This window comes from Kushneria sp. Sum13 (assembly GCF_052692355.1).
In genome coordinates this window covers 1,600,329-1,613,050 of sequence record NZ_CP199847.1, presented here as the reverse complement: position 1 = coordinate 1,613,050, position 12,722 = coordinate 1,600,329, and the positions used below count along the sequence as shown (strand labels likewise).

Here is a 12,722-nt window from a genome sequence, read left to right as displayed (position 1 = left end):
GTGTCCAGCCTGTCTTGTGCACACATTATTGACAGAACACTACAAAAACGAATGGGAAAAGAGCCACAAAAAGTACGGCTTTCTTTAGGGATTGATGACAGCACCAGCGCCGCTACGCTTTTCGACGGCGCCTTTTATCCAGTATCGCCATCAGTGACCCGGCACTGATGCCGTGAAACACGATCGATATCAGCACGACCAGGCTGACCACCGCCCAGACCGTTTCAGCCTGACCAAATTCTGCCTGATTCAGCGCATAGGCCAGATAGTAGAAGGAGCCGATACCGCGAATCCCGAACACGCTGACCACACAGCGCTCATGCCATGGCATGGCAGTGCCGATCAGACCGATCATGCCCGTCAGCGGACGAATCAGAAACACCGTCACTACTGCTGCCATCACGATCAGAGGATTGACACCATCAAGTGCCGTGCCCGCGATGGCCGCACCAAAAAAGACCAACATGGCCATCATCAAAAGCTTTTCAATCTCCTCACTGAAAGCGGCAAGTTGCACATGGTAGTCATGCTTGTCCTCTTCACCCCGCAGTGTCAGTGCGCATACGAAAACAGCAATAAAGCCATAGCCATGCACCGTCTCGGCAGCGGCGTAGGTTAAAAAGGTCCCCCCCAGCGCTGCAAAGCCCTGCCCGGTACCGGCCAGCGACAGCTTGCCCAGGCGAAACGTGACAATACCCAGCAGGCGCCCTATCCCCCAGCCGGCCGCCACACCAATGGCAATACGCCATACCACATCCACGCCCAGCCAGTGCCAGTTCCACGAATCAAACAGCGTGGCATACGTGGCCACCGCAATGGCCAGATAGGTAAAGGGAAAGGCCAGCCCGTCATTGAGCCCGGCCTCGGAGGTCAGCGAAAAGCGAACCTCATCTTCCGGCCCCGAACGCGGCGGGCCTACCTGGACATCGGAGGCGAGTACTGGGTCGGTGGGCGCAATGACCGCCCCCAAAAGCAGCGCAGTCTCGATCGGCAGCCCGAGCAGAAAAATCCCTACCAGTACGACCATCACGATTGTCAGCGGCATGGTAATGCTCAGCAAACGCCAGGTATTGGCCCATCGCCTGAGCCCCACCCTTCTATCCAGACGCAGCCCGGCGCCTGCCAGCGAAATGATCACCGCAATCTCGGTGACCGTTTCAAGGATCTCGGGATGTGCCAGTGGGCTTGGCGCGGCGTCGCCCATCAGCCGTGCAATACAAAAGCCCACCGCAATACAGATGATCGGCAGCGACAGGGGCAATCGCTTGATCACCAGCGGCAGCCACGCCACCAGCAAAATCAAAAGACCGATGCCGCCCAGCATCATGATGTGCATATCCATTGCGTTCGTAATCTCCAGACACTGCTTTAACCTTCTTAGATGCGGTGCACTTTAGCCCCCACTTACTGTTAATGAGTTACTCGAAGTTAAAAACGGTCCTGAATATACAAAACACTACAATGATCAAGTGTCTCGATTATTGTTTATCCATCAAACACATAAAACTTTATAAGTTTTTAAGGCGTTAATTTTCGCTAAAAAATCGCCATGCTTACTCAAGCAATTTTTACCCGCGTCGTTAATGAGTCTGCAAGCACGATGAACTGCCAAGGCAGCGTGCAGGGACAGGTGGCCCATAGCGGTAACCACTTCACCGGGAAGATAAATAAAACCTTCCTGAAGTACCTAAAGAAATGATCACGTAGCACCGATAACTGCATCAGGCGGCAGGTGCCGCGAAAAACTGGCTTATAAAAGCCGCTTCTTTTTAGAAAGACGCATTAGGAAATCGCAAACATGGCAATGGTCGTCAATACCAATACCCTGTCTCTGACCGCTCAGCAGAACCTGAACAAGTCACAGAACTCCCTGAACAGCGCCATCGAGCGTCTGTCCTCCGGTTCGCGCATCAACAGCGCCAAGGATGATGCCGCCGGTCAGGCCATCGCCAACCGCATGACCTCACAGGTTACCGGTCTGAACCAGGCCAGCCGTAATGCCAACGATGGTATCTCACTGGCCCAGACCGCCGAAGGCTCGCTTGATCAGGTCAACGACAACCTGCAGCGCATTCGTGAACTGACCGTACAGGCTCAGAACGGCACCAACTCCGCCAGCGACGTCGACTCCATCCAGAAGGAAGTCAATCAGCGTCTGGAAGAGATCAACCGTGTGACTGAAAGCACTTCTTTCAACGGTACCGATCTGTTTGCTACAGGCACTGCCGGCACGACCTTCAATATTCAGGTCGGTGCCAACGATGGTGAGAAGATCAGTATCAAGATTGGTGATTCAAGCGGCTGGAATTCTTTTGCCTCTTCTGGCACAGGTTTTACTGCAGCAGCTACTCTGGCAAGCGTCGGTGGTACTGCACGTGGCGTAGATGCCAAGGGCTTTGACGTACGAAGCTCCACAGCTCTGGCTGATCTGGATACCAAGCTGAAGGCGGTCGACAACAACCGCAGCGACCTGGGTGCCGTTCAGAACCGTTTTGAGTCGGCCATCGACAACATCAGCACCACGGCCACCAACCTGAGTGCAGCCCGCTCACGAATCGAAGATGCCGACTACGCGACCGAAGTGTCGAACATGTCCAAGGCACAGATCCTGCAGCAGGCTGGCACCTCGGTACTGGCGCAGGCCAACCAAACCACTCAGGGCGTTCTCTCCCTGCTGCGTTAATCTGTTTTTGCAGTACAAAAGGGCCGGCTTATGCCGGCCCTTTTGTTGTCATTTCCATGTGGCAGCTCTACTGCCTGTCGCTTGTTCATACGTGGCCTGAAATAAATGCCCTGCCATCAAGAATATCGCTCTGTTTTCTTGCACAAAGTCTAAAGAAAACATCATGCCGTACCGATAATTAAATCAGGCGGCAGATGCCGCGAATTAACCGGCTTATATAAGCCGCTTCCTTTTAGAAAGACGCATTAGGAAATCGCAAACATGGCAATGGTCGTCAATACCAATACCCTGTCTCTGACCGCTCAGCAGAACCTGAACAAGTCACAGAACTCCCTGAACAGCGCCATCGAGCGTCTGTCCTCCGGTTCGCGCATCAACAGCGCCAAGGATGACGCCGCCGGTCAGGCCATCGCCAACCGCATGACCTCACAGGTTACCGGTCTGAACCAGGCCAGCCGTAATGCCAACGATGGTATCTCACTGGCCCAGACCGCCGAAGGCTCGCTTGATCAGGTCAACGACAACCTGCAGCGCATTCGTGAGCTGACCGTACAGGCCCAGAACGGCACCAACTCCGCCAGCGATGTTGACTCCATCCAGAAGGAAGTCAATCAGCGTCTGGAAGAGATCAACCGTGTGACTGAAAGCACCTCCTTCAACGGTACCGATCTGTTTGCTACAGGCACTGCCGGCACGACCTTCAATATTCAGGTCGGTGCCAACGATGGTGAAAAGATCAGTATCAAGATTGGTGATTCAAGCGGCTGGAATGCTTACTCGGCAACAGGTACGGCAGCTACTGCATTGGCCTCAGTGGGTGGTACTGCACGTGGCGTAGATGCCAAGGGCTTTGACGTACGAAGCGCCACAGCTCTGGCTGATCTGGATACCAAGCTGAAGTCGGTCGACAACAACCGCAGCGACCTGGGTGCCGTACAAAACCGTTTTGAGTCGGCCATCGACAACATCAGCACCACGGCCACCAACCTGAGCGCTGCCCGCTCACGGATCGAAGACGCCGACTACGCCACTGAAGTGTCGAACATGTCCAAGGCACAGATCCTGCAGCAGGCTGGCACCTCGGTACTGGCGCAGGCCAACCAGACCACGCAGGGCGTGCTCTCTCTGCTGCGTTAAGTATTCATTGAAGTTGCAACACAAGGGGCCGGCTTATGCCGGCCCTTTTTGTTTATTGGTTCCAAAAGGTTGTAATTCCCCATTATTGTTTTGTCGAAAGTCGCTTTAACACCTCTTCCCTCTCGACATGACAGTGCATGTCAAAACTGATGATGCCCGCACCGGGCATATCAAGCATCACCTCGTTATATGCTCAAAAAATTTTCTATTGATCTAAAGAAAATTATCAAAAGGACCGATAAACAGGTCAGGCGGCAGGCAGTGCCGCGAATTAACCGGCTTATATAAGCCGATTCCTTTTAGAAAGACGCATTAGGAAATCGCAAACATGGCAATGGTCGTCAATACCAACACACTGTCCCTGACCGCTCAGCAGAACCTGAACAAGTCACAGAATTCCCTGAACACCGCCATCGAGCGTCTGTCCTCCGGTTCGCGCATCAACAGCGCCAAGGATGACGCCGCCGGACAGGCCATCGCCAACCGCATGACCTCACAGGTCACCGGTCTGAACCAGGCCAGCCGCAACGCCAATGACGGTATCTCGCTGGCCCAGACCGCCGAAGGCTCGCTGGACCAGGTCAATGATAACCTGCAGCGCATTCGTGAGCTGACGGTACAGGCACAGAACGGCACCAACTCGGCCAGCGACATCGACTCCATCCAGAAGGAAGTCAACCAGCGCCTGGAAGAGATCAACCGCGTGACCGAAAGTACCTCTTTCAACGGCACCAAGCTGTTCGCTGCGAATTCAAGCAGCAGTTTCAGCATCCAGGTGGGCGCCAACGACGGGGAAACCATTAGCATCTCGATTGGTCGCTCCAACGGTGCCGGTACCGCCGCCGCCAATACTGGCTGGAACATGTACACTGCATCAACAGCTGCGGCGGGAACGGTCAAGGGTACGGCTCGTGACGTATCCGCACAGGGCTTTGACGTCCTGAGCTCTGGTGCTCTGGCCACTCTGGACGCCAAACTGAAGTCGGTCGACAACAACCGCAGCGACCTGGGTGCCGTACAGAACCGCTTCGAGTCAGCCATCGACAACATCAGCACCACGGCGACCAACCTGAGCGCTGCCCGTTCACGCATTGAGGACGCCGACTACGCGACCGAAGTGTCGAATATGTCCAAGGCACAGATCCTGCAGCAGGCTGGCACCTCGGTACTGGCGCAGGCCAACCAGACCACGCAGGGCGTGCTCTCTCTGCTTCGTTAAGTATTCATTGAAGTTGCAATACAAGGGGCCGGCTTATGCCGGCCCCTTGTATTTTGGTGTCTTCAAAAGGAGGGTCTTTTTCATTTTGCAAACCACATGCCTCGCCGCTTGCTGAATTACGCTGCTTCTGACATTGCCGTTCAACCTTTTGCTTACGAGCCTTTTCCCTTTCATAAGGCACTTGTACAAGCCAATGACAGTAACAGTGCTATCAGGTCTGGCTGTTCGCATATCAAAAAAAAATTTCAGATATCTAAAGAAAACATCGAAAACCACCGATAAACAGGTCAGGCGGCAGGCAGTGCCGCGAAAAACTGGCTTACATAAGCCGCTTCCTTTTAGAAAGACGCATTAGGAAATCGCAAACATGGCAATGGTTGTCAATACCAATACCCTGTCTCTGACCGCTCAGCAGAACCTGAACAAGTCGCAGAACTCCCTGAACACCGCCATCGAGCGTCTGTCTTCCGGTTCACGCATCAACAGCGCCAAGGATGACGCCGCCGGCCAGGCCATCGCCAACCGCATGACATCACAGGTTACCGGCCTGAACCAGGCCAGTCGTAACGCCAACGACGGTATCTCACTGGCCCAGACCGCCGAGGGCTCGCTTGATCAGATCAACGACAACCTGCAGCGCATTCGTGAACTGACCGTTCAGGCTCAGAACGGCACCAACTCCGCAAGCGACGTTGACTCCATCCAGAAGGAAGTCAATCAGCGTCTGGAAGAGATCAATCGCGTCACCGATAGCACTTCCTTTAACGGCACGAAACTGTTTGCCGCCGCCACAGACAGCACCTTCAGCATTCAGGTTGGCGCTAACGATGGCGAACAGATCAGCATCAAGATCGGTCAGTCCGACACGACTGCCAATACAACGGTCGATGGCTGGAACATGTATACCTCGACGGCTGCCAACACTGTCGCTACTGTTAACGGCAGCGGTCGCTCTGTTGCAGCCAATGGTTTTGACGTCATGAGCACGCAGGCTCTGGCACAGCTTGACGCCAAACTGAAATCGGTCGACAACAACCGCAGTGATCTGGGTGCCGTTCAGAACCGTTTCGAGTCGGCCATCGACAACATCAGCACTACGGCCACCAACCTGAGCGCTGCACGCTCGCGGATCGAAGACGCTGACTACGCCACTGAAGTGTCGAACATGTCAAAGGCGCAGATCCTCCAGCAGGCCGGTACCTCGGTGCTGGCGCAGGCCAACCAGACCACTCAGGGCGTACTCTCCCTGCTGCGTTAATGGCTTCTGAAGTAGATCAACGAAAAGGCCGGCTTATGCCGGCCTTTTTTGTTTTCTGACACCCTCTATTCCCCCCTCGAAAAGCCAAGGATTTTTAGCGTCGGTGCTCAAGCGATCTCCTTTCCGCGTCGTTAATGAGTCTGCAGGCACGATGAACTGCCAGAAGCCTCGTGCAGGGACAGGTGTAACCCACAGTGATGTCCCCACTTCAGCAGCAAGCGAAAAACTTCCGGCAGCAGCTAAAGAAAACATCAAGCAGTACCGATAATTAAATCAGGCGGCAGATGCCGCGAATTAACCGGTTTATCAAGGCCGCTTCCTTTTAGAAAGACCTACAGGAAATCGCAAATATGGCAATGGTCGTCAACACAAACACCCTGTCTCTGACCGCTCAGCAGAATCTGAACAAGTCACAGAATTCCCTGAACACTGCCATCGAGCGTTTGTCCTCCGGCTCGCGCATCAACAGCGCCAAGGATGACGCCGCCGGCCAGGCCATTGCCAACCGCATGACCTCTCAGGTTACCGGTCTGAACCAGGCCAGCCGCAACGCAAACGACGGTATCTCACTGGCCCAGACCGCCGAAGGCGCACTGGATCAGGTCAATGACAACCTGCAGCGCATTCGTGAACTGACTGTTCAGGCTCAGAACGGCACCAACTCCGCCAGCGACGTTGACTCCATCCAGAAGGAAGTCAATCAGCGCCTGGAAGAGATCAACCGCGTCACCGAAAGCACCTCCTTCAACGGTACCGATCTGTTCAAGGCCACAGGTACTGGCAGCAGTTTCAGCATTCAGGTTGGTGCCAACGATGGTGAAAAAATCGATATCAAGATCGGTCAATCATCTGGTACTGGCGCAGGTACTGGCTGGGATATGTATACCAACGCTACAGGGACAGCAGGTGCCGCACTGACTAATGGTGGTGGCGGTACACGCGCTGTGAATGCCAGCGGCTTCGATGTACTGAGCGCTAATGCTCTTGAAACCCTAGATGCAAAGCTGAAATCGGTCGACAACAACCGCAGCGACCTGGGTGCCGTTCAGAACCGTTTTGAGTCGGCTATCGACAACATCAGCACCACTGCCACCAACCTGAGCGCAGCCCGCTCGCGCATCGAAGACGCCGACTACGCCACAGAAGTGTCGAACATGTCCAAGGCACAGATTCTGCAGCAGGCCGGCACCTCGGTACTGGCACAGGCCAACCAGACCACTCAGGGTGTTCTTTCCCTGCTGCGTTAATGATTTCCTGAACCAAATGCAAAAAGGCCGGCCTATGCTGGCCTTTTTCGTATGGGCCATCACCTGATCCATCAGCAGACAATTATTTATCCTTTCGGCTAAAGGAAAGATGTCGTCGGGACGATATTCAAGTTAGCGGCACGCGAAAAGCCGCCCTCGGATGGCAATTTCGCCAAGCCTAAATAAATACTGAAGGAATCGTCATCATGGCAATGGTCGTCAATACCAATACCCTGTCCCTGACTGCTCAGCAGAACCTGAACAAGTCACAGAACTCCCTGAACACCGCCATTGAGCGTCTGTCTTCCGGCTCGCGCATCAATAGCGCCAAGGATGACGCCGCCGGCCAGGCGATTGCCAACCGCATGACCTCTCAGGTCACCGGTCTGAATCAGGCCAGCCGCAACGCCAATGATGGCATTTCACTGGCCCAGACCGCCGAAGGCTCTCTGGATCAGATCAATGATAACCTGCAGCGCATCCGTGAACTGACCGTTCAGGCCCAGAATGGTACCAACTCTGCCAGCGACGTCGACTCCATCCAGAAGGAAGTCAACCAGCGTCTGGAAGAAATCAACCGCGTGACTGAAAGCACTTCTTTCAACGGTACTGACCTGTTTGGCAGCGCTGCCGAAAAGACCTTCAATATTCAGGTCGGCGCCAACGATGGAGAGCAGATCAGCATCAAGATCGGCCAATCCAATGGTACTGCCAGTACAACAGTTGATGGCTGGAACATGTACGACTCTGGCGGAAGCAACAGCGTTGCCAGTGTAAACGGTACAACTCGCGATGTAGATGCTGCCGGCTTTGATGTCATGAGTACAGACGCGCTGGCACAGCTTGATGCCAAACTGAAATCGGTCGACAACAACCGCAGTGACCTGGGTGCCGTTCAGAACCGCTTCGAGTCGGCCATCGACAACATCAGCACCACCGCCACTAACCTGAGCGCCGCCCGTTCGCGCATCGAAGACGCCGACTACGCGACTGAAGTGTCGAACATGTCCAAGGCGCAGATCCTGCAGCAGGCCGGCACCTCGGTACTGGCACAGGCCAACCAGACTACGCAGGGCGTGCTCTCCCTGTTGCGTTAAACGTTAATAGCAGTTGCAATACAAAAGGCCGGCTTATGCCGGCCTTTTCTTTGTCTTATTTGTGTAACGATTTTACTACTTATTACTTATCCAAACGCTTTATTGAGCAGGTCTTCTGTCCCCTGGAATATCGCTCTGTTTTTCCACAAAACGCCTAAAGAAAACATCGAGCAATACCGATAATTAAATCAGGCGGCAGGTGCCGCGAATTAACCGGCTTATCAAGGCCGCTTCCTTTTAGAAAGATATACAGGAAATCGCAAACATGGCAATGGTCGTCAATACTAATACCCTGTCGCTGACCGCTCAACAGAATCTGAACAAGTCACAGAATTCCCTGAACACCGCTATCGAGCGCCTGTCCTCCGGTTCGCGCATCAACAGTGCCAAGGATGACGCCGCCGGCCAAGCCATCGCCAACCGCATGACCTCTCAGGTTACCGGTCTGAACCAGGCCAGCCGTAACGCCAACGACGGTATCTCACTGGCCCAGACGGCTGAAGGCGCTTTGGATCAGGTCAATGACAACCTGCAGCGCATCCGTGAACTGACTGTACAGGCCCAGAACGGCACCAACTCCGCCAGCGACGTTGACTCCATCCAGAAGGAAGTCAATCAGCGCCTGGAAGAAATCAACCGCGTGACTGACAGCACCTCCTTCAACGGCACCAAGCTGTTCAGCAGTACCGCCGCGACCTCTTTTAGTATTCAGGTCGGTGCCAATGACAATGAGAAGATTGATATTAATATCGGCACCTCCAAAAGTGCAGGCGCCACATCCACTACCGGCTGGAATATGTACACCAACGCAACAGGATCAGCGGGTGCCGCACTGACCAATGGCGGTGGCGGTACACGCACCGTGAATGCCAGCGGCTTTGACGTTCTGAGTACTGATGCTCTGAAAACTCTTGATGCCAAGTTGAAATCAGTCGACAACAACCGCAGTGACCTGGGTGCCGTTCAGAACCGCTTCGAGTCGGCCATCGACAACATCAGCACCACTGCCACCAACCTGAGCGCTGCCCGCTCACGGATCGAAGATGCCGACTACGCGACCGAAGTGTCGAACATGTCCAAGGCGCAGATCCTGCAGCAGGCTGGCACCTCTGTACTGGCGCAGGCCAACCAGACCACACAGGGCGTACTCTCCCTGCTGCGTTAAGTATCCATTGCAGTTGCAATACAAGGGCCGGCTCATGCCGGCCTTTTTTGTTTCTTTTTTAACCCTAACCGGATTAGCCCGTTCTTGAACGCGCTATTCAGGCTTTGACTAGCGCAGGGAGTCTCTAGAATCAGCAGGTATATACTCTCTCATTCAGGCCAGAATCCACATGAGCAAGCGCAAACCGAAACATTTTCAAAAGAGCATGAAGCCCGCTTCCAGAGAGGCAACTCCGGAAGAACAGAGGCAGTTCCTGGCGTTTTATGACGTCAATGATTTTGTTCAGGCACAACGCTATGCAGAAACCTTGACTCAGCGTTATCCAAAGGATGCCTTTGGATGGAAAGTGCTGGGCAGTTGTTTACACAAAAACGGCCATATCAGTACAGCTCAGGAAACACTGGAACGTTCGCTTGAGCTCAATGCTGGAGATGCCCAGACACAACATCTCATGGCACGCGCCTGGTATGACCTCGGCGAACCACTCACGGCTCTGCAATTTGCAGGGAAAGCCGTTACGCTGGAACCCGCGTTTGCTCAGGGACATTACACCCTGGCCGAAATCCTGACAGAGAGTGACCAGGACGAGGAAGCGCTCGATCATGTACTGAAGGCCGAAGCCCTTGGGTATAACACCAGTGCCTGTTTGTTCATGCAAAGCCATATTTATACCAAACGTCGCCGCTATCAGCTGGCTTTGGACACGGTTTCGACGCTACTGGAACGAGAGCCTGACAATCCTTTCGTACAAAATGAGATAGGCAACCTTTACAAGGATCTGGGTCACTTTGACAAGGCCGAGACCGCTTATCGAAAGGCGCTGTCACTTCAGCCTGATTTTGATACTGCCTTTTCCAATCTGCTGATTTGCATGCATTACAATCCAGACGTCAGTGCAGATCACATTTTTTCCACCATCCGGAACTGGGAAAGTCATTTCAATCAGCAGGTAACGGCGTTTACGCATCAGCCTGTACTGGCTGACGCCGGCAAAACGATTCGAATCGGGCTGGTATCACCAGGGTTTCGCATGCACCCGGTAGGACAGATGATTCTGACGGGACTTGAAAATATTCAGCCAGGTTTCGAGCTGCATTTTTATAGCACCAATAACGCTGATGATGCCCTTACCCAGCGGCTTAAACAGGTCGCCACACGCTGGAATCTGGTACGCCACCTTGATCAGACAGCACTGGCTGACCGGATCCACCAGGACAATATCGATATTTTGATCGATCTGTCAGGGTTTGGAGAAGGCAGTCGACTTCGTACCATGTCGCGCAAACCTGCACCGCTTATCGTCAAGTGGGTGGGTGGTCTGATCAATACCATGGGTCTCCCCTGCTTTGATTACCTGATATCGGATCATTACGAAACACCGGAAGGCTGTGATCACTCGTATTCGGAAAAGCTGATTCGCATGCCCAATGATTACATCTGCTATTTACCGGCTCCGAATGCGCCCGCCATTAAAGCTCTCCCGGCGATGAGCAATGGCTATATCACACTGGGCTGTTTCAACAACCCTGCCAAAATCAACCCCGAGCTGCTGGGTGAGTGGGCAAGATTGATGCACGAGCTGCCCAATAGCCGGCTGTTTTTGAAAAGCGGCCAGTATGAAAGTACGGAATATTGCGAGCGTATACGTCGTATCATGAGCGACCATGGTATCGAGACCGAACGACTCACTCTGGAAGGCCCGTCCAATAACAAGGACCTGCTTGAAGCTTACAATCGAGTCGATATTGCACTCGATACCTGGCCCTACTCGGGCGGACTGACGACCTGTGAAGCCTTCATGATGGGTGTTCCTGTCGTCACCCTGCCCGGCCCCACTTTTGCTGGCCGCCATTCGGCTTCTCATCTCATTAACGCGGGCATGCCGGAACTCGTGGTCAACAGCTGGGAAGAATATCGCCAGCGTGTGGTCGAGCTGGCATCCGACATTCCCAACCTGAGTGTCATTCGTGCGTGCCTGCGTCAATTTCTGATTCAGTCGCCAACATGTGATGCCGAGCAGTTTGGCCAGCATTTTTCGACCGCCATGCGCGCCATATGGCAGCGTTATTGTGATGGCAAGGATGCAGCTGTATTAACACTAAATGCAGAAGATCAGGTCTTTTTCGAAGATCAACTCTTTGAAGTAACGCCCTATCAATCCACACAAAGTTCTATATCGTTTCAAGATAATTTTTTTGAAAATAACGTTCAGACACTGCCGTCCGCCAAGGATGAAAAAATCAGCCCTGCTGCCAATACAGTCAACATCCCCGATCAACCTCACATGTCAGAGAGCGAACTGACATTATTTGATCATTATTTATCCAGGTCCAAAAAATATTTTGAGTTTGGCAGCGGCGGTTCAACGGTTATTGCAGCAGGGCATGGATTAACCATACACGGCGTTGAAAGTGACCAGCAGTGGGTAGCAGCATTAAAGGAAAAGCTCGGCGCTCCATGCCAGGTGACATGGTGTGATATTGGTCCTACGGGCGCATGGGGGGTTCCTGTGAACCGGGACATGAGAGAGAGTTTCCCGGCATTCAGCCAGTCAATTCTGAACCAACAGGAAAATTACGATTTTGTACTTGTAGACGGCAGATTCAGGGTTGCCTGCACCCTTGCAGCCATTAAAAAATCGATGCTGCAAGACACTGCCATTATTATTTTCATACATGACTTCTGGAATCGCTCTCAATATCATGTCGTGCTTTTATTTCTGGAGCATCTTGAGAGTTCAGAAACCGCCGGAGTTTTCAAACCACGAGATAATATTGACATGGACATGCTTGAACGCATGTATCAACAATATGCGCATAATCCTGACTAATTAAACAATTCATGAGCAAGGGGCGCCTTCAGGCGCCTCTTTCTCCTAATCCAACATATTAAATATCCAAGTGATACTCAATCTTT

Annotated in this window: 9 protein-coding genes; 8 read left to right on the top strand and 1 reads right to left on the bottom strand. The window is 53.1% G+C overall.

The window, feature by feature from the left end:
• Positions 1-112: 112 nt before the first annotated feature.
• A complete protein-coding gene (locus ACUN8C_RS07605; RefSeq protein ID WP_445621623.1) occupies positions 113-1,342 on the bottom strand; it encodes a cation:proton antiporter in 1,230 nt (409 codons plus the stop codon).
• A 456-nt stretch (positions 1,343-1,798) separates the two neighbouring features.
• Here ACUN8C_RS07605 and ACUN8C_RS07600 point away from each other — a divergent pair, with 456 nt between their 5' ends.
• From ACUN8C_RS07600 to ACUN8C_RS07565, 8 genes are all read left to right on the top strand, one after another.
• On the top strand, positions 1,799-2,683 hold the full coding sequence (locus ACUN8C_RS07600; protein WP_445621622.1) for a flagellin N-terminal helical domain-containing protein: 885 nt from the start codon (positions 1,799-1,801) through the stop codon (positions 2,681-2,683).
• A gap of 261 nt (positions 2,684-2,944) precedes the next feature.
• Positions 2,945-3,820: a flagellin N-terminal helical domain-containing protein gene (locus ACUN8C_RS07595; RefSeq protein ID WP_445621621.1), complete on the top strand. Its 876-nt coding sequence runs from the start codon at positions 2,945-2,947 to the stop codon at positions 3,818-3,820.
• Positions 3,821-4,148: 328 nt separating this feature from the next.
• Positions 4,149-5,039: a flagellin N-terminal helical domain-containing protein gene (locus tag ACUN8C_RS07590; protein WP_445621620.1), complete on the top strand. Its 891-nt coding sequence runs from the start codon at positions 4,149-4,151 to the stop codon at positions 5,037-5,039.
• 367 nt (positions 5,040-5,406) lie between these two features.
• A complete protein-coding gene (locus ACUN8C_RS07585) occupies positions 5,407-6,297 on the top strand; it encodes a flagellin N-terminal helical domain-containing protein (protein WP_445621619.1) in 891 nt (296 codons plus the stop codon).
• Positions 6,298-6,647: 350 nt separating this feature from the next.
• Complete coding sequence (locus ACUN8C_RS07580) at positions 6,648-7,544, top strand: flagellin N-terminal helical domain-containing protein (RefSeq protein ID WP_445621618.1); 897 nt, start codon at positions 6,648-6,650, stop codon at positions 7,542-7,544.
• Positions 7,545-7,750: 206 nt separating this feature from the next.
• Positions 7,751-8,641: a flagellin N-terminal helical domain-containing protein gene (locus ACUN8C_RS07575; protein WP_445621617.1), complete on the top strand. Its 891-nt coding sequence runs from the start codon at positions 7,751-7,753 to the stop codon at positions 8,639-8,641.
• A 265-nt stretch (positions 8,642-8,906) separates the two neighbouring features.
• The gene (locus ACUN8C_RS07570; protein ID WP_445621616.1) at positions 8,907-9,806 is read left to right on the top strand and encodes a flagellin N-terminal helical domain-containing protein; all 900 of its coding nucleotides are present in this window, start codon (positions 8,907-8,909) and stop codon (positions 9,804-9,806) included.
• Between the two features lie 169 nt (positions 9,807-9,975).
• Complete coding sequence (locus tag ACUN8C_RS07565; RefSeq protein WP_445621615.1) at positions 9,976-12,636, top strand: O-linked N-acetylglucosamine transferase, SPINDLY family protein; 2,661 nt, start codon at positions 9,976-9,978, stop codon at positions 12,634-12,636.
• The last annotated feature ends 86 nt before the right edge of the window (positions 12,637-12,722 follow it).

Excerpts from the sequence above, each read along its gene's own strand:
- ACUN8C_RS07585 (WP_445621619.1), top strand. The coding sequence starts at position 5,407 with ATGGCAATGGTTGTCAATACCAATACCCTGTCTCTGACCGCTCAGCAG.
- ACUN8C_RS07575 (WP_445621617.1), top strand. The coding sequence starts at position 7,751 with ATGGCAATGGTCGTCAATACCAATACCCTGTCCCTGACTGCTCAGCAG.
- ACUN8C_RS07565 (WP_445621615.1), top strand. The coding sequence starts at position 9,976 with ATGAGCAAGCGCAAACCGAAACATTTTCAAAAGAGCATGAAGCCCGCT.
- ACUN8C_RS07595 (WP_445621621.1), top strand. The coding sequence starts at position 2,945 with ATGGCAATGGTCGTCAATACCAATACCCTGTCTCTGACCGCTCAGCAG.
- ACUN8C_RS07580 (WP_445621618.1), top strand. The coding sequence starts at position 6,648 with ATGGCAATGGTCGTCAACACAAACACCCTGTCTCTGACCGCTCAGCAG.
- ACUN8C_RS07590 (WP_445621620.1), top strand. The coding sequence starts at position 4,149 with ATGGCAATGGTCGTCAATACCAACACACTGTCCCTGACCGCTCAGCAG.
- ACUN8C_RS07570 (WP_445621616.1), top strand. The coding sequence starts at position 8,907 with ATGGCAATGGTCGTCAATACTAATACCCTGTCGCTGACCGCTCAACAG.
- ACUN8C_RS07600 (WP_445621622.1), top strand. The coding sequence starts at position 1,799 with ATGGCAATGGTCGTCAATACCAATACCCTGTCTCTGACCGCTCAGCAG.
- ACUN8C_RS07605 (WP_445621623.1), bottom strand. The coding sequence starts at position 1,342 with ATGGATATGCACATCATGATGCTGGGCGGCATCGGTCTTTTGATTTTG.